Below are 23,762 nucleotides of genomic sequence, written 5' to 3'. Positions count from 1 at the left end.
GTGATCAGCGGGTTACCCGGATCACGCCGCAGGCGATGCGGACGCCGGCATTGCCGGCGGGCTGGCTGCGATAGTCGTCGGCCCGGGCATGCACGACCAGTGCACGCCCGGCGATATCCGTGGCGGCGCCTCCGCCCAGGGTAACGCCCTTCAGATGCACATCGATGTTGGCACGGCCCTGCGCGTCGGCCTGCAGGTTGTCGATGTCACCGAGGTGGTGCTTGCCGCTGCCTGCACGACCGTGGGCGACGCCGGCGGGATTGAAGTGGTTGCCGGCGCTGCTGGCGTCCACCGCGCTGCAGTCACCGCGCTCGTGGATGTGGAAGCCGGCCTGCTGCATCGGCTGCAGGCCGCCGACCAGGCCGGTCAAGTGCACCCCGCCGCTTTCGGTCTTCAGCACTAGGCGGCCGCTGACGATGCTGGCCGAGGCTGGCGCCAGGTTGGCTTCGGCCAGCTGGGCCACGGGCGTGGTGACCACCGGCGGCGGTGTGGGCTGCGGCTTCTTCGGTGCGCTGCCACAGGCAGACAGGAGCACGGCAGCGGACAGCGGCAGAAGGGCGAAGGACAAACGCATCGAGGACTCCTTGCAGGTAACACTACGGACGGCATCGTCCATGGAGGATCAACAGTTCGGCAAGCGGGTGCGAGGATCGCGTGCAGGCATCGTTCAATGGCCGCCGCGGCGGCGACCGGCGCCCAGCTTGCGGGTAAGCGTATTGCGGCCGAGGCCCAAGCGCGCGGCGGCTTCGGCGCGACGACCGTGGGTGATCTGCAGGGCGGCCTCCAACAGGGCGTGGTCGACCCGTTCGCGCACCTGCGCGTGCAGGCCCTCGGTGCCCTCGGCCAGCTGCCGGCGTGCCCATTCGGACAGCAGCGCTTCCCATTGGCCCGGGTCACCGGCGGCCGTGCTGCTGCGCCGGCTGCGGGCGCGGTTGAGCGCGGTATCGACATCGGCCACGCCAATGGTGTCGGCGGCGGCCAGTGCGGCCATGCGCCAGCACACGTTTTCCAGTTCGCGGACGTTGCCCGGCCAGTCGTGCTCGCGCAGCGCCTGCAGGGCGGCGGCGGTCAGCCGCTTGGGCGGCGTATCGAGCCTGCGCGCGGCAGCCGCCAGGAAGGTGGTGGCCAGTTGCGCGATGTCCTCGCGGCGCTCGCGCAGCGGCGGCAGCTGCAGGCGCACCACGTCCAGGCGGTGCAGCAGGTCGGCTCGGAATTTTCCCTGCGCGACCAGCCCTTCCAGATCCTGGTGGGTGGCGGCGACCACGCGCACATCGACGCGGATCAGTTCGCGTCCGCCCACGCGGAAGAATTCGCCCTGGGCGAGCACGCGCAGCAGGCGCGTCTGCAACGGCAACGGCATGTCACCGATTTCATCGAGGAACAGGGTGCCGCCATTGGCCTGCTCGAAGCGGCCGATGTGGCGCCGCTGCGCGCCGGTGAACGCACCGGCCTCGTGGCCGAACAGCTCGCTTTCCAGCAGCTCGGCGGGAATGGCGGCGGTGTTCAGCGCGACGAACGGATGCTGCGCACGCGGCGATTCGCGGTGCAGCGCGTTGGCCACCAGCTCCTTGCCGGTACCGGTTTCGCCGATGATCAGCACCGCCAATGGCGCCTGCGCGAGGCGGCCGATGGCACGGAACAGCGCGCGCATCGGTGGCGTATCGCCCACCAGTTGCGGCGGCTGGTCGCTGGCGGCTTCTGCGGCGGGCGTCGGCGCGGCCATGGCCGGCGCCACCGCAGGCAGTACGCGCTGGGCCAGTGCCACCGCGTCGTCCAGATCGAACGGCTTGGACAGGAACTCGTGCGCACCGCCGCGGAACGCACCGGCGGTACTGGCGACGTCGGTGTAGGCCGACATCACGACCACCGGCAGCTGCGGCAGCGCGGCCTTCAGCTTGTCCAGCAGCACCAGGCCATCGTCGCCGGGCATGCGCACGTCGGTGAACAGCAGCGCAGGCGGCGGGCTGTCAGCCAGCGCCTGCAGTGCGGGGGCGGCGCTGTCGAAGTCGACCACCTGGTAGCCGGCCTCGCGCAGCGCGGTACACAGCACGAAGCGCACGGCGCGGTCATCGTCGACCACCCAGATGCATGGCGGGGACGCGGAAGACTCAGACATCGTGCGGGGCCTCCTCGGCGGCGGCGGTGCCGTTGCCGATCGGCAGCAGCAGGGTGAATACGGTATGGCCCGGACGCGACCGGTAGGTCAGCGTGCCGCGATGCTCGCGCGCGACCTGCTGTGCCAGCGCCAGGCCCAGGCCGGTGCCTTCGGCGCGACCACTGACCAGGGGCAGGAACAGGTGTTCGGCCAGTTCTTCGGGCACGCCGCGGCCGTCGTCGGCGATTTCCAGCCGCAACGCCAAGGTGTGCAGCAGCTCGGCGATGCGCACGCCGTGTTCAACGCGGGTGCGCAGGGTGATGTTGCCGGCACCGGCCTGGATGGCATTGCGCACCAGGTTCCATACCGCCTGGGTGAGGCGGTCGGCGTCGCCATCGAATTCGGGGATGCTGGGGTCGTAGTCGCGCTGCAGGCGCACCGCCCAGCCGGCCTCGTTCTCGGCCAGGCGCAGCACCCGCTCCAACGCGGCGTGGATGTTCAGCGCCGCATGTGGCGCGGCGGGTGCCGGCGACAGCAGCTGCTCCAGCAGGCCATTGAGCCGCTCGATCTCCGAGCCGATCAGGTCGATCAGTTCGCGTTCGCTGGCATCGCGCTGCGCCGCGCGGCGGGCCAGCAGCTGTGCGGCGCCCTTCAACCCGGCCAGCGGATTGCGCAGTTCGTGCGCCAGGCCCTTCAGCGCTGCGCTGAGCGCGCTGGGCAGGGCCTGGGTCGGGTCGAGCCCGGGGAACTCATCGACCGGGTGCGCCTCCAGCAGCCAGCCGCCATCGTCGCGGCGGCTCATCCAGCCTTCGGCAAACCGCGCGGCTTCGCCCGGCAGCGCCAACGCCAGCCGGTTCAGGCGCAGGCTGTCGCGCTCGTCGCGGGCCAGGAAATGGGCCAGCGCCTCGCCCTGCACTTCCAGCGCGGCCAACGGCTGGCCGAGCAGGCGCCGGCCGCTGACGCCCAGCCAGCGCGCGAAGGCCGGGTTGCAGCCGGCGATGCGGCCATCGGGCCCGGCCCAGGCCAGCGGCGTGCCGAGGGCATCGAGGGACGGCGGGGGCGCGGGGTCGGACATTGCACCAATGTAGTGCAAAACGTGGGTGTGGGGTCAGAGCCCTTTCCTCGCGCAAAGGGATCTGACCCCTTGCGCTGCGGGGTCCGGGGTCGGATCCCTTTCCGTCAGGAAAGGGCTCTGACCCCTTGCAGGTCGAGCAAGCTCGACCACTACCGGCTTTGCGGTTACAGCTTCATGTTGAGCCCAACGAAGACCGCGCGGCCCGGGGCGGGCGAGAACATCGGGCGGGCGCTGTCCCAGAAGAAGCTGTCGTACCACGCGTAGGCATACTCGCGGCCGGTCACGTTCTTCAGCTGCAGGTCCACGCTCCAGGCCGGGGTGATCTGGTACTTCGCGCTGAGGTCGAGCACGGCGAAGCCGCCGAACTTGCCGGTGACGTTGCGCTCTTCCAGGTAGTAATCGCCCTGCGCGCGTGCCTGCAGGCCCAGCTGCAGGGCATCGCTGGCCTGGTAGTCCAGGCCGAGGTTGCTGATGTGGCGCGGGGTGGCGGCCACTTCGCGTCCCTGCAGGGTCACGCCGGCGGCGCGGTCGTCGCGGGTGATCTTCGCCTCCTGATAGGCATGCGAAGCCCACAGCGTCCACGCGTCACCGAGCTGCGCGCTGATCTGCGCATCCACGCCGCGGCGGCGGGTCTTGCCCAGCGTGACCGTGGTGCCGGTGGCCGGCATGTTGGACACTTCGTTTTCCGCGTCCTGCTGCCATACCGCCAGCCGGGCCTGGCTGCCGGCGAAGGGCTGGAATTTCAGGCCCAGCTCCATGCCGGTGTTGGTGGAAGGCGGCATCGGTGCCTGCCCCGGGGTGAGGTAGGCCGGCGCGGTGGAACCGGTCAGCACCTGGAAGGTACGGCCCCAGTTGGCGTAGACGTGGGTGTGCTCACCCAGACTGTGGATGACACTCAGCTTGGGCTGGCCGATGCTGCCGTAGTCCTGCAGGCGGCCGGTGGCGCCGCTCATCAGCCGGGTGTGGCCGCTGAAACGGTCCACGCGGTAGGCCGGCACGATCTTCCATGCGTCTGCTGGCTGGTAGATCGCCTGCACGTAAGCGCCCCAGTTGTCGAAGCTGTGGCGGTCGTTGTTCTGCACGCGTGCCGGTGCCTGGCTGAAATCGGTGGGCTCGGCGTAGGCGTAGCGCTCGCGACGGTAGCCGTTGTCCTGCTGCTCGTAGTTCAGCCCGCCTTCCACGGTAAGCGTGGGGCTGGCCTGCCAGGTGAGCGTGCCGAGCAGGCCTGCCTGGCGCTCGTCCCAGACGCGACGCTGGCGCGGCAGGTTACCGCTGGGCAGGTCACTGAAGGTGACACGACGGTCGTCTTCATAGCGGTTGTAGTACAGCCGCGTGCCGAAGGTCACCGCGTCGGACAGCTTCACGTCCAGGTGCGCGGCGAACTGGCGCATGTCGCGGTCATCGCCGTCATTGGCGTTGCGCAGGTCGCTGCGGCGGCGGCCCGCATGCAGCTCTTCCGCGGTCATGAAACCGGGTTCGTCGGCTTCATGGTGATAAGCGCGCGCCGTCAGGCCTACGCGCATCCCTTCGTCCAGCGAGCCGAAGAACCACTTGCCGCCCAGCGCGTATTTCTTCGAGCTGTCGTGGTCGCGGTAACCATCGCTGGCCTGGGTACCGACGAAGTAGTTCTGCGCGAAGCCGTCGGCTTCGCGGCCCACCGCCAGCTGCACATCGCGGGTGTTGTAGCTGCCATAGGCCAGTCGCCCGTCGGTGTAGGTGCCGCCTTGGCGCGTGCCGAAGTTCACGTTGCCGCCGATGTTGTGCAGGCCGTAGCGCGGATCGTTGGTACCGCGCACCACTTCGATGTAGCTGATTTCCAGCGGGAACAGCATGTCGATGAAGCGCTGGTTGCCGCTGTTGACGTTGCTGGGGATGCCGTCGATCAGCGTCTTGATGGCATTGAGGTAGCCCTCGCCGTTGAAGGCGCGGAAGCTGACCTTGCCCGACTCGGCGCCCTGCCGGGTTTCGGTCAGCTGGATGCCGGGCATCTGCCCGAGCAGTTCCCAGCTGTGCGACACGTTGCGGTTTTCGATCTGGTCCGCGCCCAGCACGTCCACCGAGGTCAGCACCTGGTGTGCGCTCAGCTGCCCCTCGCTGTGCTGGTGCACATCGACCTTGCCCAGGGTGAGCGCGGCGTCGGCGGACTGGGCGAATGCTTCAGGGGCGAACGGGGCGGCCGCGAGCGCGGCCACCAGCGTGGGAGTCTTCATCAGGGGGCGGGCGGGAGGCTGAAAATGAAACTTTATAACATTTCGATTACACCAGCCATCCGATGACTGCAGCGCCCTCGACCTTAGACGGGGTAGCCGGTGGCTTCCCGGGCCTTCTTCCAGGCAATTTCAAACTCGCGCGCGCTGATCTCGTCGTCTTCGTCGAAATCCATGAACGACACCGGCTGGTCGGCCAGCACGAAGCGGTCATCGCTCTGGCCGGTTTCATCGGCCCACACGACCTTGGTCCCGTAGATTTCCACCTGGCGCACGATCTTCTCGCCACGGGCTTCCATCAGCACGTTGCCCTTGCCCAGGCCCGATTCGGCCCAGTGCTTGTAGTACTTCTTCGTGTTGGATTTTGCGTTGTTCTTTGCGTATTTCATTGCATGGGTCCTGGCCGCATGCGCGACCGGAAAGTTCGGAATGGCGCCATTATCAGGCATATGGGGGTCAGATCCCTGTCCTGCAGAGGGGGATCTGACCCCTGCTGACCTACTGCGGCAACGTCACACCCTTCGGCCACAGCAACCACAGGTTGCCCTGCTGCTTCATGTCGCCGGCCAGCTTGCCGGCGGCATCGCCGCTGCCCCAGTACAGATCGGCACGTACCTCGCCGGCAATGGCGCCACCGGTGTCCTGCGCGGCCACCGGGCGTACCACCGGCGTGCCGTCCGGGCGCGTGGTCGACAACCACAGCAGGCTGCCCAGCGGCACCACGGTGCGATCCACCGCCACGCTGTAGCCGGCGGTCAGCGGCACGTTCAACGAACCGCGCGGACCTTCCGGGCTGTCTGGGCTGCGCACGAAGAACACGTAGCTGGGATTGCTGCGCAGCAGTTCCGGTACGCGTGCCGGATGTGCCTTCGCCCACGCGCGGATCGCGTCCATGGTGACGTCTTCCTTCTTCAGCTCGCCCTGCTCCACCAGCCAGCGGCCGATCGCGCGATAGGGGTGGCCGTTCTGTTCGGCATAGGCCAACCGCACCTGCTTGCCATCGGCCAGGCGCACGCGGCCCGAGCCCTGGATCTGCAGCAGCTGCAGGTCCATCGGATCGGTCAGCCAGGCCAGCACCGGTGCCTTGGCGCCCTTGCTGGCGATGCTGCCGGCATCGTCGTAGGGCTTGAGCACCTTGCCCTCCACGCGACCGCGCAGGCGCTTGCCCTTCAGTTCGGGATAGACACTGTCCAACTGCACCACCACCAGATCATCGGGGGTGCCGTACACCGGTACGCTGGCGGTGTCGGTGCGGGTGAGGCTGCCCGGATAGATGGGCTCGTAATAGCCGGTGATCAGGCCGTCGGCACGATGGCCACCGGCGCGCAGGGAATAGACATCGAGATCGCGCTGCAGGAATGCGCGGATCGCAGCGGCGTCCTTGTCGGACACGGTGCTGGCGGTCGCGCAGGGCCTGGCCCAGGTCGCATCATTCTTCAGGCGGGTGCAGCTGCTGCGCCAAGCGGCGAAGCCGGCCTGCAGGTCGGTATCGGATACGGCCGGCAACGTGCTCCAGTCGACCTTGGCGTAGGTGGCGGCAGGCGTTGCTGCGGCAGGCGCTTCGGGACGGGGGCCGGTGCTGGAACAGCCAGCAAGCACGGCAAGCGCGAGAAGGCTCCAGCACGTGCGGTTGAAGGGGGCGATGAGGTCAGTCATGACCCCAATGTAGTGCAATCGGGCGTGGCGCAGGACCGGGATCGCATCCTGCACCACACGACGGGCCTTATCGCTTGCCGCCCAGCAGCTCACTGCTGCGGGTGGCGAACACCGGCGGCGGCACGTCCAACACGGTATCGCTCACGACGCGGCCGGCGAGGAAGTCGACGATGTTGCGGGCGATGGCCGGGTTGCCTGTCCACAACTCGTTGTGATGGCTGGCATTGCGCACCAGCAGCGAGTGACCGTTGCTGAAGCCCGGCCGCAGCGCATCGGCATTGGCCGGGGGCGTACGCCCATCCAGCGTGCCGCTGATGAACAGAACCGGCACTTCACTGTACAGCGGGCCGCGGAAGCCATCACCCAGATCGGCCAGGCCGAGACTCTCGCCGATGGCCGGGAACGGGAAGTTCAGCCCGTCGCCGAACTGGCTCTGGCGTGCTTGTGCTTCGGCCAGCGCCCGGCGCTGCGGGCTCTGCCCGGAGGCGACGTCCATTGCCAGGCCCATGGCCGGGAACTGTGCGAACTGGGCACGCCCGATCAGCACCAGATCGGCCAGCGGGTCGTAGTTGCCCCTATCAGCCTCGCGCAGCACCAACGGCAGCCACTGCTGGGTGATGCGTTGCCCGAGCATGTTGGCGATGACGATCTGCGCGTCGTACAGGCCGATGGTGACCTGGCGACCCTCGTGCATGTGGCTGTGGCCCTGTCGCGGCTGCTCACGCAGTGCCTGCAGCACGCGGGTGACCGATCCGGCGAGATCGTCGAAGCCGTCTTTGCGCGCAAGCACTGTCAGCTCCTGCAGCAGCGCGTCGCTGCTCAGGGGCAGTTTCAGCGTATCGTCGGGACCTTCGGATCCCATCAGCACCACGCGCTCAAGACCGGCGCCGTGCAGGCGCACCGTGGCCAAGGCCAGATGGGTGCCATAGCTCATGCCCCACAGGCTGATCTTCGGCACGTCCAGCGCGCGCCGCAGGTCGTCAAGGTCGCCGGCACTCTCGGCCGTGGTGTAAGCGCCGAGATCGACACCGGCCTGGCGCCAGAACGCTACGCACTTGGCCGCCGTGGCCTGCACTGCGGCCAGGGCCGTATCGCGCTGCAGCGGTTGGGCGTCGTCGAAACGTGTTTCATGCGGACATTCCGGCGGCGGCTCGGACAAGCCGGCGCCGCGCTGGTCGAGCAGGAGCACGTCGGATTCGCGCCGCACCTGGTCGAACACCGGCCAGCGCGGACCACGTGCGGTATCGATGCCAGAACCACCCGGACCACCGGCCAGGTAGACCACCGGTGCGGCGCGGCCATTGCCGGCCGTTGCACGCAGGCGCACCACCTTCAGGTGCAGGCGCGGACCATCCGGCTCGCTGTGCCGTCGCGGCACCTGCAGCGTGGCGATCTCGGCGGCAATATCGCCATGGTTCCTGGTCTGCAGCGTGTAGGGTTCGAAGGCCAGCGCTGCCGGACCGGCCTGCGCGGGAAGGGCGGTGGCGAGGGCCAGGCAGAGCGCGGCGAGGGTGACGGCCACGACAGGGCGACGAGCCTGGAAACTACCGGAAGACGTACAGGGGCTGCGGGTCATGTTGAACTCCGATGGAAGGATGTGCGCCGCCAGCATCTGCTCCCTCGCAGTGCTGCGGACGCGTCCATCCGCCGAACGTCTCCAGACGCCGGTCCAATGTCTCCACACAACCGATACGATGGCCGCCATGCAGATCACACGAACCCTGGCTGTCCTTGCTGCGCTGCTTGCGGCAGTGGCTGCGTGGCTGATCGTGTCGATGCCGCCGCCGGAAATGAGGGTTGTGCAGGGCGCGCAGATGGCACCTGCGATTGCCGGTGCATCCGGCGGCCTGCCAACGCACCCACCGCAGAACCTGGCGTGGCGGCCGCTGGACCAGCAACAGCTGGCGCAGTGGCGTGGCCCCTACTGGCTGCGCTGGCAGGTGCCAGCGCCGGAAAGCGGCGCCGATCATGGACGTACAGTAAGGCTGTCGTTGCGCGCTGCCAGCCAGTTGTACTGGAACGGGATGCCATGGATCAGCAATGGCGTTGTCGGTCGCACGCCGGAAGAGGAGACGCCGGGGCGCGTAGACGTCGTGCGCGTGCTGCCACCGGCGTCGGGCAACGCCACCGATGAGCTGCTGGTGCTTGCATCCAGCCAGCAGCAGCACTTCGCCCTGCATGGCGCCGATGCGATGGTGCTGATCGCGCCGGCCCCCGTGCTTTACGGCCAGATCATCCTGCCATGGCTGATCGCGGCCTTCGCCACCGGTGCGCTGGCAGCCGCCTGTCTGTATTTCCTGGCGGTGCTGCGTGGGCAGACACGCACGCCCGGCGCGCGCCTGCTGCTGGCACTGGGTGTGGTGGGGCTGGCACTGCCCGCGGTCGAGGCGTGGCGATCATTGCTGGGCTACTCCTATCCCTGGCATGGCGTTCGCCTGGTCGCGCTGCTGGCCCTGCATGTGATCGCGGCGCTGCTGCTGCCGGCCTATCTTGCGCGTCGCTTCGAGGTAGCCGTGCCCAGAGCCGGTTGTTTCAGCTATCTGGCGCTGATCGCGGTCGCCACCATCGCGCTGCCCGGTTTCGATACCCGCTCTGCGGGGGTGCTGCTGTTGAGCCTGCTCGCTTCGACCTGGGTGCTGTTGCGGGCGCCTGCCGACCAGGAAGACCGATGGCCGATCCTGGCGTTGCTGTCTGCAGGCCTGCTGGCGCTGCTGGTCGCACGCGGTGCCTTCCTGGATGGCCCCTACTTCCTGCTGCTGGCGGTGCTGATGGTGTTCCTTCTGCTGCGCCACGCCGCCCAGTTGCAGGCGCTGGACCGGCACAACGGCTGGCTGCGCGAAGAACGCGCGCGACTTTCGTTGCAGTTGCTGCAACGGGGCATCCAGCCGCACTGGCTGATGAACACGCTGACCTGCCTGCAGGAACTGATCGAGCAGTCGCCGATGCGCGCCAGCCGCCTGGTGGAGTCGCTGGCCGATCAGTTCGACCGCCTGCGCGACAGCAGCAGCCGCCAGAGCGTTCCCCTGCAGGATGAGTTGGCCTTGTGCCGTAGCCACCTGGATATCGTCGGCCTTGCCCTGGACCAGCGCATGGTGCTGGAGGTCGATGGCGAGGATGCGGCGATTTCGCTGCCGCCCGGCATCCTGCATGCGCAGGTGGAAAACGCGTTGACCCATGCCGGCGCTGTTGCCTGCGCACGGCACCCTTTCCGCCTGCACGTGCAGCGCGACAACGCGCGCTGGATACTGGAACTGCGCAGTGCGCGAGGCTCGGCCCCGCACCGCGGCCGTGGCACGGGTACCCGTTACATCGAGGCCAGCCTGGCGGCGGCCAGCCCCGACGGCTGGAGCTTCGTGCAGGGCATCGACGGCGACTGCTGGTGCGGCCGGATCGAGCTGACATGCGCATCCTGATCGTCGAGGACGAGCCCCTGGTGCGACAGCGCCTGCTGCGCATGTGCGGCGAGTTGGCCGGCGCACGGGCGCGTTTGGATGCGGTGGCCGATCTGGAAGCGGCCGGAGACCGATTGCAGCGCAGTGTCTACGACGGCCTGCTGCTGGACCTCAACCTTGGCGGCGACGATGGCTTCGAACTGCTGCGCCGCGCGGTGGCCGGGCGCTACCAGTGCGTGGTGGTGTCGGCACACCGCGAGCGCGCATTGCAGGCATTCGAACACGGCGTACTCGACTTCGTGCCCAAGCCCTTCTCACGCGAGCGCCTCGCCCAGGCGCTGGAACGGCTGCTCGACACCGGGGGTGTCCGCGCCGGTCGCGCGCGTTATCTGGGTATCTGGCGCGCGCAGGGCACAGCGACCGTCGAACTGGCGGACGTGCTCTGGATCCGCGCCGACGGCGACTACAGCCAGGTGCGTCTGCGCGATGGCCGCAGTGAACTGCATGACAAATCCCTGGCCGCGCTGGCCAGCGTGCTGCCGGCGGATTTCGTCCGCTGCCACCGTTCCTACCTGGTCAACCTGCGCCAGGTCCGCACGCTGCATGCGGCCTCGGGCAGTCGCTACTGGCTGGTGTTGAGTGACGGCAGCGAGCTGCCGGTTGGGCGCGCGCATGTGGCCACGCTTCGCGAAGCGCTGGGCATGGAAGGCGGGTAGCGCCGGACCATGCCCGGCGAGAAGCGGATCCCGCGCGGTGCGCTCGCCGGGCATGGCCCGGCGCTGCCGGCTACGGGGTCTGCAGCAACAGCGAATGCAGGATGCGCGCGTCTTCGGCGTCGAGGGCTTTCGGCAGGGTGTCGCTGCCACGGAAACGGCGGTGGAACGCGGCGACGGCGGCCTCGCGGTTGTCCAGCGGATAACCAAAGCGCGCCAGCGCGGCCCATGCATCGAAGCCTTCCGGCGCAGCCCCATCGGCAGCGCGCGGCCACACGCCGAAACCGGCCTGCGCCAGCTGCTGCCACGGGAAGAAGCGGCTGGGATCTTCCTTGCGCGTCGGTGCCAGGTCGGCGTGGCCGATCACCTGCCGCGGCGGAATGTTCAGCCTTTCAGTGAGGTCGCGCAGCAGCACGACCAGCGATTCGATCTGCGCGGGGCTGAAAGGCGTACGGCCGTCGTTGTCCAGTTCGATGCCGATGGACGCGGAGTTGAGGTCGGTGATGGTGCCCCAGCGCCCGGAACCGGCATGCCAGGCGCGGCGTTCATCGGCCACCAGCTGGTAGCGATGGCCATCGGCGCCGATCAGATAGTGCGCACTGACCGGCCCGCCGCTGTTGGCGGTACGCAGCGTGTGCAGGCTCTGCTGCACCGATTTCTGCTCGGTGTGGTGGATGACGATGATGACCGGCGTGCGCGCGTTCTGGTTCGGCGACGGCACCCAGGTGGCAAGCGGGTTGCGGGTTTCCTGCGGCGTGGAGGCACAGGCGGCCAGCAGCAGGCAGGCCGAGAGCATCAGGGAAGTGCGGATCGGGTGCATGGCCCGATTGTGCGCGATAAGCCCGGACGATGCAGTAGCGCCACGCCATGCGTGGCTGTGCCACCGACCGTGCCGACCAACGGTCGGCACCCACCAGAGCAGGAGTAGAGCCACGCCATGCATGGCTGGGCCACCGACCATGCCGACCAACGGTCGGCACCCACCAGAGCAGGAGTAGAGCCACGCCATGCGTGGCTGGGCCACCGACCATGCCGACCAACGGTCGGCACCCACCAGAGCAGGAGTAGAGCCACGCCATGCGTGGTTGGGCCACCGGCCGTGCCGACCAACGGTCGGCACCCACCAGAGCGGGAGTAGAGCCACGCCATGCGTGGCTGGGCCACCGACCGTGCCGATCAACGGTCGGCACCCACCAGAGCAGGAGCAATCCAGCGCAGGAGCAGTGCCAAGCAAGCTTGGCAACTACCAGAGCAGGTGCAGTGCCGACCAACGGTCGGCACCCACCATGTAGATGCATCAGGCCTCGTAGGCCGATTCACCATGCGAGGTGACATCCAGGCCGGTACGCTCGGCCTCCTCGGTCACCCGCAGGCCGACCACCACCTTGACCAGCAGCAGGATGGCTGCGGTCACCACGGCCGACCACAGCACGGTGAGGCCGACGCTGACCACCTGCACCCACACCTGGTGGCCAATATCCAGATCGGCCTTGGTGCCGCCCAGCGACTGCGCACTGAACACACCGGTGAGGATCGCACCGACGATGCCACCCACGCCATGCACACCGAACACGTCGGCGGTGTCGTCCACCTTCAGCAGGCGCTTGAGGCCGGTCACGCCCCACACGCAGACCACGCCGGCCACCAGGCCGATGACGATCGCGCCGAGCGGGCCGACGGTGCCGCATGCCGGGGTGATGCCGACCAGGCCTGCCACCGCGCCCGAGGCCGCGCCCAGTGCGGACGGCTTGCCCTTGCTGATCGCTTCCACCAGGGTCCAGCCCAGCACCGCAGCAGCGGTGGCCAGCACGGTGTTGAGGAAGGCCAGCGAGGCGACCGTGTCGGCGGCAGCGGCGGAACCGGCATTGAAGCCGAACCAGCCGACCCACAGCAGCATCGCGCCGATATAGGTGAACGGCACGTTGTGCGGCTTCAACGCGGTCTGCCCGTAGCCCAGCCGCTTGCCGACGAACCATGCAGCCATCAGACCGGCCACGCCGGCGTTGATGTGCACCACGGTGCCACCGGCGAAATCGATCGCGCCCAGTTCGCCGAGGTAGCCGCCGCCCCAGACGATGTGCGCCATCGGGATGTAGCTGAGGGTGAACCACAGCGCCGAGAACAGCAGCACCGCGCGGAACTTGATGCGCTCGGCGAAGGCACCGACGATCAGCGCGGTGGTGATGCCGGCGAAGGTCGACTGGAAGGCGACGAACAGGTAGTCCGGCAGGCCCTTGATCGGCGTGTTGCCCACCGACTCCGGGGTGAAGCCCTTGAGGAAGGCGAATTCGGTGAACGAGCCGAAGAACGGATTGCCGGCGCTGAACACTGCGCTATAGCCATAGGCCACCCACAGCAGCAGCACCAGCGAGAACACCACCAGGATCTGGCTGAGCACCGACAGCACGTTCTTCGAACGCACCAGCCCGCCGTAGAACAGGGCCAGGCCCGGTACCACCATCAGCAGCACCAGCAGGGTGGAGGTGAGCATCCAGGCGACGTCGCCGTGGTCATAGGCGGGCGCGGCCACTGCTTCGGCAGCCGCAGGCGCAGCGGCCGTCGGGTCCTGCAAGGGCTCGACGGCCACGGCTTCGCTCTGCAGCGGCGTGACCTGGGCCTGGGCATGTGCACTGCCTGGCCAGACACCGGCGGCCAGCGCACTGAACAGCATCAGCAGGCACACCAGATGGAACCGGGCTTGCCACCCGGTGAGAAGGCGCATCTTCATGGGGGAGTCTCCGGAAGGGGGCTTACAGCGCGTCGGCGCCGATTTCGCCGGTGCGGATGCGGATGACCTGCTCGACAGCGGTCACGAAGATCTTGCCGTCGCCGATCTTGCCGGTGCCTGCAGACGACTGGATCGCTTCGATCACAGCGTCGGCACGTTCGTCGGTGACCACGGTTTCGATCTTGATCTTGGGCAGGAAGTCGACAACGTACTCGGCACCGCGATACAGCTCGGTGTGACCCTTCTGGCGGCCGAAGCCTTTCACTTCGGTCACGGTGATGCCCGACACGCCGGCATCGGACAGGGCCTCGCGGACCTCGTCGAGCTTGAACGGTCGGATGATGGCGGAGATCAGTTTCATGCGCATGTCCCGATGGTGGATGGGGCCAGCACGCGAACGCGCGATGGCATCAGGCAACCACGGGCCATCGTGGTGATGGCCGTGGCTGTTGCACCGGACACGAAACGGGCCGGGACAGCCGTGCCTCTCTCCTTGCACGGCCGACGCGGGAGGGAGGGCGGCCCATGTCGCGTGTCCGGTCTCTCTCTTGCCCCTGGATCTGCGGGCCAAGGACCCGCGTTTCCAATGCAGCGGACCAACGGTCCGCTCTACCACGGCGGGCCGGAGCCCGCCCTGCGGCTCCCCAGCCGCAAAGACGGATGCGATGGCGGCGGGTGGGAGGGGTTACCCACCGCCATCGCAGCCGGTCAGCTGGCGTAGTACAGCTGGTATTCCAGCGGGTGGGTCGCCGCGCGGAACTTGGTCACTTCCTGCATCTTCAGCGCGATGTAGCCGTCGATGAAGTCATCGCTCATCACGCCACCGGCCTTGAGGAACTCGCGGTCCTTGTCCAGCGCTTCCAGCGCCTGGTCCAGCGAGGAGCAGACCTGCGGGATCAGCTTCTCTTCTTCCGGCGGCAGGTCGTACAGATCCTTGTCGCTCGGTGCGCCCGGGTCGATCTGGTTCTTGATGCCGTCCAGGCCGGCCATCATCAGCGCGGTGAAGGTCAGGTAGCCCGACTGGATCGGATCGGGGAAGCGCATTTCGATGCGGCGCGCCTTCGGGTTGGACACCCACGGAATGCGGCACGAGGCCGAACGGTTGCGCGCCGAGTAGGCCAGCATCACCGGAGCTTCAAAGCCCGGCACCAGGCGCTTGTAGCTGTTGGTGCCCGAGTTGGCGAAGGCGTTGATCGCCTTGGCATGCTTGAAGATGCCGCCGATGTACCACAGCGCCAGCTGGCTCAGGCCGCCGTAGCCGTCGCCGGAGAACAGGTTGGTGCCGCCCTTGGACAGCGACTGGTGCACGTGCATGCCGCTGCCGTTGTCGCCGACGATCGGCTTGGGCATGAAGGTGACGGTCTTGCCGTTGCGGTGGGCGACGTTCTTGATGACGTACTTCATCCGCAGCAGTTCGTCGGCCTTCTGCACCAGGGTGCTGAACTTGGTGCCGATCTCGCACTGGCCGGCGGTGGCCACTTCGTGGTGCTGCACTTCCACTTCGATGCCGACCTGTTCCAGGGTCTTGCACATCTCCGCACGCAGGTCGTGCAGGGTGTCGGTCGGCGGCACGGGGAAGTAACCGCCCTTCACGCCCGGACGGTAGCCGCTGTTGGCGCCGTCGTACTTGGCGCCGCTGTTCCAGGCCGCTTCTTCCGAATCGACCTTGAAGAAGGTGTTGCCCATTTCATTGGCGAAACGGACCGAATCGAAGATGAAGAATTCCGGCTCCGGGCCGAAGAACGCGGTTTCGGCGATGCCCGAGGACTTCAGGTAGGCCTCGGCGCGCTTGGCGATGCCGCGCGGGCAGCGGCCGTACGGCTGCATGGTGGCCGGGTCGAGGATGTCGCAGCTGATCACGATGGTCGGATCGGCATAGAACGGGTCGACGTAGGCGCTGGCGGTATCGGGCAGCAGCACCATGTCCGACTCGTTGATGCCCTTCCAGCCGGCGATCGAGCTGCCATCGAACATCTTGCCTTCTTCGAACAGCGACGGCTCGATGATGCTGACCGGGAAGGTGACGTGCTGCTCGACGCCACGCATGTCGACGAAACGCAGATCGACGAACTCGATCTGGTTGTCCTTGATCAGCTTCTCAACGTTTTCCACGGACATCGGTACGACCTCGGATGGGAATGAATGCCTGCTGAGGTACAGCAACGACCGTGCCAACTTTTCGGCCTTCACAAGTTGTTGATTTCAAAGCACCTGCCCCAGCGCGGTGCGGAAGGACATGCACCAAATGGGTGCGCGGATTACCGCACGCACCCGTTTGGTGCGGCATGGATCGTCTATTCTCTCGGGCTTCTTCCGCCGCCAGCGCCCGCACCGTCCATGTCCGACCTGCTCTCCGCCCTGCTGCTGGGCATCCTCGAAGGCTTGACCGAATTCCTGCCGATCTCCAGCACCGGCCACCTGCTGATCGCCCAGCACTGGCTGGGCGCGCGATCGGACTTCTTCAACATCATCATCCAGGCCGGTGCGATCCTGGCCGTGGTGCTGGTGTTCCGCCAGCGCCTGCTGCAGCTGGCCACCGGCTTCGGCCAGCGCGAGAACCGCGAGTACGTGTTCAAGCTCGGCGCGGCCTTTCTGGTAACCGCAGTAGTCGGCCTGGTGGTGCGCAAGGCCGGCTGGTCGCTGCCGGAAACCGTCAGCCCGGTGGCTTGGGCGTTGATCATCGGCGGCATCTGGATGCTGCTGGTGGAGGCCTATACCGCGCGCCTGCCCGATCGCGACCAGGTGACCTGGACGGTGGCCATCGGTGTTGGCCTGGCGCAGGTGGTGGCCGGCGTGTTCCCCGGTACCTCGCGCTCAGCCTCGGCGATCTTCCTGGCCATGCTGCTGGGCCTGAGCCGCCGCGCGGCCGCTGCCGAGTTCGTGTTCCTGGTCGGCATTCCCACCATGTTCGCCGCCAGCGCCTACACCTTCCTGGAACTGGCCAAGGAAGGGAACCTGGGCAGCGAGAACTGGACCGACGTTGGCGTCGCCTTCCTTGCCGCAGCCATCACCGGCTTCGTCGTAGTGAAGTGGTTGATGGGCTACATCAAGTCGCATCGCTTCACGGCGTTCGCGATTTACCGCATCGCCCTGGGCGCTGCATTGCTGCTGTGGTTGCCATCCGGCAGCTGAACAGCGCCGGGGCACGGCAACCCCGTTGCCGGTCCCGGTCCGTTTCCCCCTCGGTTCCCCAAGGAGAATCACCATGAACCGCAAGCTCACCCTGCTCCTCCCGCTGGCCCTGCTGGCCGCCTGCAGCCAGACCCCTGCCCCGGCCGGTACCGGCGGTGACGACCTGGCCCCGGCTGCGGCCAAGGCCGGCGACCAGAAGGCGCTGGCACACCTGGATGCGCAGCGCCTGCAGAGCCAGCACTGGCTGCTGCAGCAGGCCACCGCGGCCGATGGCAAGCGCATCGATGCGCTGTTCGCCCGCGAAGACAAGCCGGTCACCCTGGACTTCGTTGATGGCCGCCTGTCGGTCAGCAACACCTGCAACCGCATGGGCGGCGGTTACACCCTGGCCGATGGCAAGCTGAGCGTGAGCGCGATGGCCTCGACCATGATGGCCTGCACCGACAAGGCGCTGATGGCGCTGGACGAAGCCGTCTCCAGCCGTCTGCAGGGCGAACTGAAGGCCGAACAGGACGCCAACGGCGTGCTGACCCTGACCACCGCCAAGGGCGAGGTGCTGGTGTTCAACCCGGAACCGACCGCTGAAACGCGCTATGGCGGCGCCGGCGAAACCGTGTTCCTGGAAGTGGCTGCGAAGACCGAGAAGTGCTCGCACCCGCTGATCCCGGATTACCAGTGCCTGCAGGTGCGCGAAGTGAAGTTCGACGACAAGGGCCTGAAGCAGGGCGAGCCGGGCAAGTTCGAGAACTTCTACGGCAACATCGAGGGTTACACCCACGAAGACGGCGTGCGCAACGTGGTGCGCGTGAAGCGCTACGAAGTGAAGAACCCGCCGGCCGATGCGCCGTCGCAGGCGTACGTGCTGGACATGGTGGTCGAGTCGGCCATCGAGAAGAAGTAATGCAGAAGGGCGACCGCGAGGTCGCCCTTCTTCGTTGTGGGTAGGGCCGGCCGCTGGCCGGCGGCTGCACACAGCTCAGGCGACCTGCGGAACATGCCGGCCAGCGGCCGGCACTACCCACATGCATCAGGGAGATCGGCATGAAACGGACGTACATGCTCACACTGGCCTGGCTGGCCATCAGCATTGGCAGCACGGCATCTGCCGCCAGCACACCCACCACCGACCAGCTTGAAGCCCATCCGTGGCAGCTCACGCGCGCCACCGACGCGCAGGGCAAGCGTATCGACGCGTTGTTCGTCAGGGGCCGGGCGCCGTACACGCTGCGCTTCCAGCCCGGCTACATGAGCGAGTTGAACCTGTGCAACCAGGCCAGCAGTCATTACCACCTGCAGGACGACCGGCTGATCCTGGAGAGCGGCATCCGGACCACCGCGCTGTGCATCAATCCCAAGGCGGATGCGCAGGAACGGCGAGCCGAAACGCTGTTTTACGGTCGCGATACCGCACCCACCCTCGCGTTGGACGACACCGGTGCATTGGTCGTGCGCAATGCCAAGGGCGAAGTGCTGGTGTTCAAACCCGCGCCGCTGCCAGCGAAATGAAGAGGGCGGCCACTGGCCGCCCTTCTTCGCTGGTGGGTAGAGCCGGCCGCTGGCCGGCTGCCACGTACAGCGGATGCCGGCCAGCGGCCGGCACTACCCGAAGGCTGCTATCAGGCCAACGCCGGGTTCAGCGTGTAGGTGCCGTGCAGCGCCGCTTCGGCCAGTACGTGGCCGTGCATGGCACGGTACGCATCGGCGGCGGTGAAGCGTTCCGGCAACGACAGCGTGGCCACATCCAGCGCAAACACGCGGAAGAAATAGCGATGCACGCGCTCGTCGTTGAACGGCGGGTACGGGCCGTCGTAGCCGAGGTAATCACCGGCCATGTCCGGATTGCCGGCGAACCAGCCGGTGAAATCATTCAGGCCCTGGCGGCTGCCGGCCGGGCCGGCCGGCGCGGTCTTGCCCTTCACCACGAAACCATCGCTGCAGCTGCCAGCGGCGATCTCCTGCACCGAGGCCGGAATGTCGGCCATCACCCAGTGCACGAAATCGCCGCGCGGCTGATCGCGCGGCACGCTCATGTCATCGCGGCCGACCGTTTCCGGCACCGTTGGCACGTCCGGGTCCACGCACACCAGCAGGAACGAGCGGGTGCCATCGGGCACGCCGCTCCAGGCCAGGTGCGGGTTGCGGTCGGGGGCAAAGCCGGCGGCATCGCCGGCGGCGAACTCACGGTCGATCGGCGCACCGTTGACCAGGCTGTGACTGCTCAGTTGCATCAGATGCTCCTCACTCTTCCGGGTAACCCAAGCGCACCGCGACCGGGGTGAGCTGGGCGAACGCGGCGCCCATCACGTCGCGATACCTGCGCCAGTGGCCGGCAGGCAGGCGCGGTGCACCCAGCTGTGCAGCCGGCGGCATCGGACGCCCGAACACGCGGCCCAGCAGGTCGGCCATCGCATGCGCATCGTTGCCGATGTCGTCAATGCGCAGCAGCACGTGCGGATAAAGGTCTTCCTCGTGCAGCGCGGCGATCTGGGTCAGCGAACGCACCAGCCACTGGCTGGCTTCGGCCATCGAGGTCATCGCCAGCGGAGCGGCGGCACCATAGGCGATCCAGTCCAGCAGCATGTCGCGCGGATCGCGCAGCACCAGCAGCAGGCGGCCCTGCGGCAGCTGCGGACGCAATGCCCACAACAGCGCGTTGTCCCACCACAGCAGCCAGTCGATCACGGTGTCACTTTCCAGGCCGCGGGCGGGCAGGTGCTCGCGCCAACGCTCGACCAGCCGTTCCGGGCTCAGCACGCCCGACGCCAGGTCCTGCAGCGTGTTGTAGTTCTGGAAGGCATCGTCCGGTGGCGTGGCGGTGTAGCGATCACTGCGCAGCACCGGGCTGGCAGCGGCCAGGCCGGTTGCCACCCGTTCCACGCCCGAACCCGGGGCGCCCCACAGGAAGATCGGCGCCGAGCCGCTGTCGCGCGTCGCTTCGTCGATGCTGGCCATCTCCGGCCAGCTCGGCGGTGCCTTGGCCTGCGGCGGCAACGGCAGCCGCTGCGAAGCCTGGTCGGTCTGCAGCGCCATCCACGTGCGCAGCGCTTCTTCCGGCAGTCCGGCGCGATCCTGGATCTCGCCCAGCCAGGTCCGCAGATCAGCGCGATGCCCCTCCGGTGCCTGTGCAATCAGGGCCTGCACGCGCTCCACTGCGGCGGCCGGGTCACGCTGCAGCAGCCCCTCGACGCGACGGCTTTCACCGCTGACGCGGCCCGGTTCCAGGGTGGTGATGCGCTCGGCGATGGCTTCGCCCTGCTCATGCTCGCCGGCCATGTCATGCAGGCGCATGCGCGCTTCCAGCGCCGGCAGGTGGCCGGGCATCGCTGCCATCCAGCGCTCCACGACGGCTACGGCGCCGGCACTGCCGACCTCTTCCACGGCCAGTCGTGCCAGCCACAGGTCATGCAGCTGGTCATTGCTTTCCAGAGCGTCATCCAGGCGTGTGCGGGCTTCATCTTCGCGGCCCAGGCGCTGCCAGGACATCAGCAGCAGCTGCAGCACCTGGCGATCACCCTGCAGCGATTGCAGCAGCGGCAGCAGGTGCTCCAGCGCCTGCAGCGGCTGGCCACTGCGCAGTGCCAGTTCGCCGGCCAGGCGGCGCATCGGCGGCACGTCCAGCTCCGGCTCCTGCAGCGCCTGCTGCATTGCCTCGGCGGCGGCCTCCACGTTGCCCTGGCGCAAGGCCAGCTGCACCACCATGCCGTGCAGCGAGGACATCTTCGGGTTCAACGCCAGCACGCGACGGAACGCCTGCTCGGCAAACGCCAGCATGTCCTTGCCCAGATAGGCAAAGCCCAGCGCGTACAGCACGCGGGTATCGTCCGGCAGCGCCTGGCTGGCCGCCGACAGCAGGGCCAGCGCACGGTCGGCGTCGCCGCGGCGCAGCGCGACCATGCCATCGATGGTCAGCAGTTCCGGATGGTCCGGCTCCAGCCGCGAGGCCAGGGTCGACAGCCGCTGGGCCTCGTCGAAATCATTGCGGCCCACCGCCAGGTGCGCCTGCATCAGGTAAGCCGGGAAGGCGTTGGGGTCCAGCCCGGTGGTGCGCAACAGGGCTTCATCGGCACCGTCGAACTGGCGCAGTGCCAGCAGCAGGCCGGCGTGCTGCAGGTGCAGCTGCGCATCATCGGGGGCCAGCTGCAGCGCCTGCTGCAACGCCTCCATCGCGGCCTCGGCCTGGCCCTGCTGCTGCAGCGCAAGCGCCAGCCAGCGGTGGGCCTCGGCCTTGCCGGGTTCGTCACGGGTCCACGCCTGGGCCAGCTGCACGGCCTGGCCGGCATCGTTCTGGCGCAACGCTTGGAGGATCTGGTCTTGCATGGCCGTCCGGTTCAAGGTCAAACCCGCATTGTAGCGGGCCGCGCGCCGGTGCCGGTTCAGCCCGGCAGGACCCGCCGCAGGCGCTGTGCGACCCAGCGCTCGGAGAACCCATCGCCGCGCCAGTTTTCCAGGAAGCCGCAGTGGCCACCCCAGCAGGCGGTTTCCAGCCGCGCCTGCTGCGGCAGCTGCCAGTCGCGGAAGGTCGCGTAGGGGATCACCGGATCGTCCTGCGCCATCAGGATGTCAGCAGGTACCTGCAGCGTGGACAGGCGGTCGCCGGCGATGGAGTAGCCATCGAAATAGGCCTGCAACGAACCGAACGTGGTGTGCCGCTCGACCAGCCAGGCGGTCAGCGAACGGATGTCCATGTTCAGCACACGGTCGTCGCAGTCGCTCAGTTCGGGGAACAGATCGCGCTTGCGCCGCAGCGAGCCGGCCCACTTGCGGCGGAAATACCAGTCGTACATCGCCGGGCCGTTCTCGATGTTCTCCATGGTCAGCCCGGGGTCGAGCACCGGGCAGACCGCGGCCACGTGCTGCAGCGGTACACCGGCGGCCGGCGCGCGCAGGGCCAGCCGCAGCACGAAGTTGCCACCCAGCGAATAGCCGGCTGCAACCAGCGGCAGATCGGGCCAGCGCTGGGCGACATCGCCTGCGGCGTGCACCACTTCGTCGATGAGGTTGGAGTGGAAGATGCCGGGATTGAGGTGATGGGTGTTGCCGTGGTCGCGGAAATTCAGCCGCACCACGTCGAACCCCTGCTCCAGCATGCGGGCAGCGGCCATGCGCATGTAGCTGGATTCGGCGCTGCCTTCCCAGCCGTGCAGCAGCAGGGCGATGCCGCGCGGTTCGCGCCCTTCGACATGGCTGTGCCAACCCTGCAGCCGCACACCTTCGCCACCATCGAGGATCAGCTCCTCGCTGACCGCGCCGGTGGCGGCCAGCAGCAGCAGGCCGCGCTGCAGGCGCATGCGGCTGGAGCTGAGCATCGACTGCAGGTGCGGATTGCGCAGCCAGCGCGGCGGCTGATAGTCGGACGCGGTGAGCATCGGCGCATCAGCGTCGAGGGTCGGTGGCGGAGACACGGCCACCCTCGCCTCAATCCCCGCTCATGGCCGCCACGATGCGCGCGCGAGAAGTTTCCGCGATGCGCCGACGGCCTTCCAGGTCCTGGGTGCCGATCGGCTCCAGGAAATGCACTTCGGTATGCCGCGCCGGCTCACCGAGCAGGCGCAGGAAATTGGCGAAGAAACTCTCGCCCGGGCCGAAGGCCACGATGGTCTGTGCATCCCCGCGCACGCCGTAGATCAGCGCCACCGGCTGCACCGGCACGCCGGTCTCGACGGCGGCCTGGAAGATGCGCGCATGGAACGGGCCAACGTCGTGGCCGCCGCGGGTACGCCCTTCCGGGAACACGCCCACCGCCTTGCCGGCGCGCAGGCGGTCGGCCATCACCTGCATCACCCCACCGAGCGATTCGGTGTTGCCACGCTGGTGGAAAATGGTCTGGCCGCGCGCGGCAAGCCAACCGACCACCGGCCAGCTGGCGATCTCGCGCTTGGCGACAAAGCCCATCATGCGCTGGCTGTGCAGGATGGAGATATCGACCCAGCTGACATGGTTGGCCACGAACAGCACTGCGCCCGGCAGCGGCTGGCCGACGCGCGACAGGCGGAAGCCGAAGATCCACATCAAGCCGCCCTGCCACCAGTTCACTACCTTGGCGCCGAAGGTAGCGTCGCCCACGCGCAGCTCGCCCCATGGCGGAAGCATGCCGATCAGGATCAGCGGCAGGAACACGGTGATGTGGACCAACAGCAGCGGTACGCGGTACAGGTAACGGCACACACGCGCCACGCCGCCGCGGGGGGCCGGAGTGGGGGAAGTCATCCGCGCACGATACCGGAGGGCTGCCATCGCTGCCAGCCGAATTCGGCCATAAGTCTCATTGACGGCGGCCATCGGCGGGGAACGCTGGGTTCCGCCGCCGTCACCCATGCCGCGACGGCTCAACCGTGCCCAGCCGCCACCACGGCCAGGGTCAGCCGCGAGATGCAGACCAGCCGGCCCTGCTCGTCCTCGATGCGGATTTCCCACAGCTGGGTGCTGCGGCCAACGTGCACCGCGCGCGCGGTGCCGGTGACCGTACCCGAACGCACGGCGCGGACGTGGTTGGCGTTGATCTCCAGGCCCACGCAGACCTGCTTGGCAGTGTCCACGCAGAGGTTGCCGGCGCTGCTGCCCAGGGTTTCGGCCAGCACCACCGAGGCGCCACCGTGCAGGATGCCGTACGGCTGGCGGGTGCGCTCATCCACCGGCATGGTCGCCTGCAGCCAGTCCTCGCCAGCGGCGCTGAAGACGATGCCGAGGGTATCGATGGCGGTATTGCGGCTGAGTGCGTTGAGCTGCTCGATGGAAACGGCTTCGCGGAATACCTGGGTCATGCG

Annotated in this window: 21 protein-coding genes; 5 read left to right on the top strand and 16 right to left on the bottom strand. The window is 67.9% G+C overall.

Translation table 11 applies throughout. The annotated features are described in order from the left end of the window. Positions 1-4: 4 nt before the first annotated feature. The 7 genes from ACUXVE_RS03880 to ACUXVE_RS03850 all read right to left on the bottom strand — a co-directional run bounded on the left by ACUXVE_RS03880 (position 5) and on the right by ACUXVE_RS03850 (position 8,609). Positions 5-574 (bottom strand): superoxide dismutase family protein, encoded by a 570-nt coding sequence (locus ACUXVE_RS03880; protein ID WP_025875951.1) that lies wholly within the window; start codon positions 572-574, stop codon positions 5-7. A gap of 93 nt (positions 575-667) precedes the next feature. After that, complete coding sequence (gene ntrC / locus ACUXVE_RS03875; protein WP_117309195.1) at positions 668-2,116, bottom strand: nitrogen regulation protein NR(I); 1,449 nt, start codon at positions 2,114-2,116, stop codon at positions 668-670. Continuing rightward, a complete protein-coding gene (locus ACUXVE_RS03870) occupies positions 2,109-3,170 on the bottom strand; it encodes a two-component system sensor histidine kinase NtrB (RefSeq protein ID WP_445513868.1) in 1,062 nt (353 codons plus the stop codon). The genes ntrC and ACUXVE_RS03870 overlap by 8 nt, the downstream gene beginning before the upstream one ends. A gap of 164 nt (positions 3,171-3,334) precedes the next feature. Continuing rightward, positions 3,335-5,380, bottom strand: a complete 2,046-nt coding sequence (locus ACUXVE_RS03865; RefSeq protein WP_445513867.1) for a TonB-dependent receptor — start codon at positions 5,378-5,380, stop codon at positions 3,335-3,337. 83 nt (positions 5,381-5,463) lie between these two features. Beyond that, entirely contained in the window at positions 5,464-5,766 is a 303-nt protein-coding gene (locus ACUXVE_RS03860; protein WP_093820891.1) for a hypothetical protein, read from the bottom strand. A 109-nt stretch (positions 5,767-5,875) separates the two neighbouring features. Further along, complete coding sequence (gene mltA, locus ACUXVE_RS03855; RefSeq protein WP_445513866.1) at positions 5,876-7,033, bottom strand: murein transglycosylase A; 1,158 nt, start codon at positions 7,031-7,033, stop codon at positions 5,876-5,878. A gap of 67 nt (positions 7,034-7,100) precedes the next feature. Then, positions 7,101-8,609, bottom strand: coding sequence for an alpha/beta hydrolase (locus tag ACUXVE_RS03850; RefSeq protein ID WP_445513865.1), 1,509 nt, complete (start codon positions 8,607-8,609; stop codon positions 7,101-7,103). A 127-nt stretch (positions 8,610-8,736) separates the two neighbouring features. Between ACUXVE_RS03850 and ACUXVE_RS03845 the strand changes: the two genes are divergently transcribed. Together ACUXVE_RS03845 and ACUXVE_RS03840 are read left to right on the top strand one after the other, a co-directional pair. After that, positions 8,737-10,446 (top strand): histidine kinase, encoded by a 1,710-nt coding sequence (locus ACUXVE_RS03845; protein WP_445513864.1) that lies wholly within the window; start codon positions 8,737-8,739, stop codon positions 10,444-10,446. Beyond that, positions 10,434-11,141 (top strand): LytR/AlgR family response regulator transcription factor, encoded by a 708-nt coding sequence (locus tag ACUXVE_RS03840; RefSeq protein ID WP_093820895.1) that lies wholly within the window; start codon positions 10,434-10,436, stop codon positions 11,139-11,141. Before ACUXVE_RS03845 ends, ACUXVE_RS03840 begins: the two co-directional genes overlap by 13 nt. Positions 11,142-11,211: 70 nt before the next feature. On the opposite strand, the gene ACUXVE_RS03835 is transcribed toward ACUXVE_RS03840, so the two are convergent. From ACUXVE_RS03835 to glnA, 4 genes are all read right to left on the bottom strand, one after another. Next, positions 11,212-11,958: an N-acetylmuramoyl-L-alanine amidase gene (locus tag ACUXVE_RS03835; RefSeq protein ID WP_093820897.1), complete on the bottom strand. Its 747-nt coding sequence runs from the start codon at positions 11,956-11,958 to the stop codon at positions 11,212-11,214. A gap of 477 nt (positions 11,959-12,435) precedes the next feature. Beyond that, a complete protein-coding gene (locus ACUXVE_RS03830; protein WP_445513863.1) occupies positions 12,436-13,866 on the bottom strand; it encodes an ammonium transporter in 1,431 nt (476 codons plus the stop codon). A 22-nt stretch (positions 13,867-13,888) separates the two neighbouring features. Further along, positions 13,889-14,227 carry a P-II family nitrogen regulator gene (locus ACUXVE_RS03825; RefSeq protein ID WP_004134334.1) on the bottom strand — a complete coding sequence of 113 codons (339 nt, stop codon included), beginning with the start codon at positions 14,225-14,227 and terminating at the stop codon, positions 13,889-13,891. 347 nt (positions 14,228-14,574) lie between these two features. Next, complete coding sequence (gene glnA, locus ACUXVE_RS03820; RefSeq protein ID WP_010487206.1) at positions 14,575-15,984, bottom strand: type I glutamate--ammonia ligase; 1,410 nt, start codon at positions 15,982-15,984, stop codon at positions 14,575-14,577. A 219-nt stretch (positions 15,985-16,203) separates the two neighbouring features. On the opposite strand from glnA, the gene ACUXVE_RS03815 reads away from it, so the two are divergent. From ACUXVE_RS03815 to ACUXVE_RS03805, 3 genes are all read left to right on the top strand, one after another. Then, complete coding sequence (locus ACUXVE_RS03815) at positions 16,204-16,998, top strand: undecaprenyl-diphosphate phosphatase (protein ID WP_032978010.1); 795 nt, start codon at positions 16,204-16,206, stop codon at positions 16,996-16,998. Positions 16,999-17,071: 73 nt separating this feature from the next. Further along, complete coding sequence (locus tag ACUXVE_RS03810; protein WP_093820206.1) at positions 17,072-17,899, top strand: META and DUF4377 domain-containing protein; 828 nt, start codon at positions 17,072-17,074, stop codon at positions 17,897-17,899. Between the two features lie 140 nt (positions 17,900-18,039). Then, positions 18,040-18,504, top strand: a complete 465-nt coding sequence (locus tag ACUXVE_RS03805) for an META domain-containing protein (RefSeq protein WP_222388002.1) — start codon at positions 18,040-18,042, stop codon at positions 18,502-18,504. A gap of 110 nt (positions 18,505-18,614) precedes the next feature. Here ACUXVE_RS03805 and ACUXVE_RS03800 read toward each other — a convergent pair whose 3' ends face one another. The 5 genes from ACUXVE_RS03800 to ACUXVE_RS03780 all read right to left on the bottom strand — a co-directional run bounded on the left by ACUXVE_RS03800 (position 18,615) and on the right by ACUXVE_RS03780 (position 23,759). Further along, positions 18,615-19,226, bottom strand: coding sequence for a YbhB/YbcL family Raf kinase inhibitor-like protein (locus ACUXVE_RS03800; RefSeq protein ID WP_059063140.1), 612 nt, complete (start codon positions 19,224-19,226; stop codon positions 18,615-18,617). A gap of 10 nt (positions 19,227-19,236) precedes the next feature. Beyond that, a complete protein-coding gene (locus tag ACUXVE_RS03795; RefSeq protein WP_222388004.1) occupies positions 19,237-21,315 on the bottom strand; it encodes a tetratricopeptide repeat protein in 2,079 nt (692 codons plus the stop codon). A 56-nt stretch (positions 21,316-21,371) separates the two neighbouring features. Next, positions 21,372-22,406 carry a YheT family hydrolase gene (locus ACUXVE_RS03790; RefSeq protein ID WP_025875982.1) on the bottom strand — a complete coding sequence of 345 codons (1,035 nt, stop codon included), beginning with the start codon at positions 22,404-22,406 and terminating at the stop codon, positions 21,372-21,374. A 7-nt stretch (positions 22,407-22,413) separates the two neighbouring features. Continuing rightward, a complete protein-coding gene (locus ACUXVE_RS03785) occupies positions 22,414-23,205 on the bottom strand; it encodes a lysophospholipid acyltransferase family protein (protein WP_093820216.1) in 792 nt (263 codons plus the stop codon). Between the two features lie 119 nt (positions 23,206-23,324). Further along, entirely contained in the window at positions 23,325-23,759 is a 435-nt protein-coding gene (locus ACUXVE_RS03780; protein ID WP_025875986.1) for a hotdog fold thioesterase, read from the bottom strand. Positions 23,760-23,762 lie beyond the last annotated feature (3 nt).

Source organism: Stenotrophomonas sp. 3(2025) (assembly GCF_052665395.1).
The sequence above is the reverse complement of the archived record's forward strand: the minus strand, read 5'-3'. Positions and strand labels throughout refer to the sequence as shown.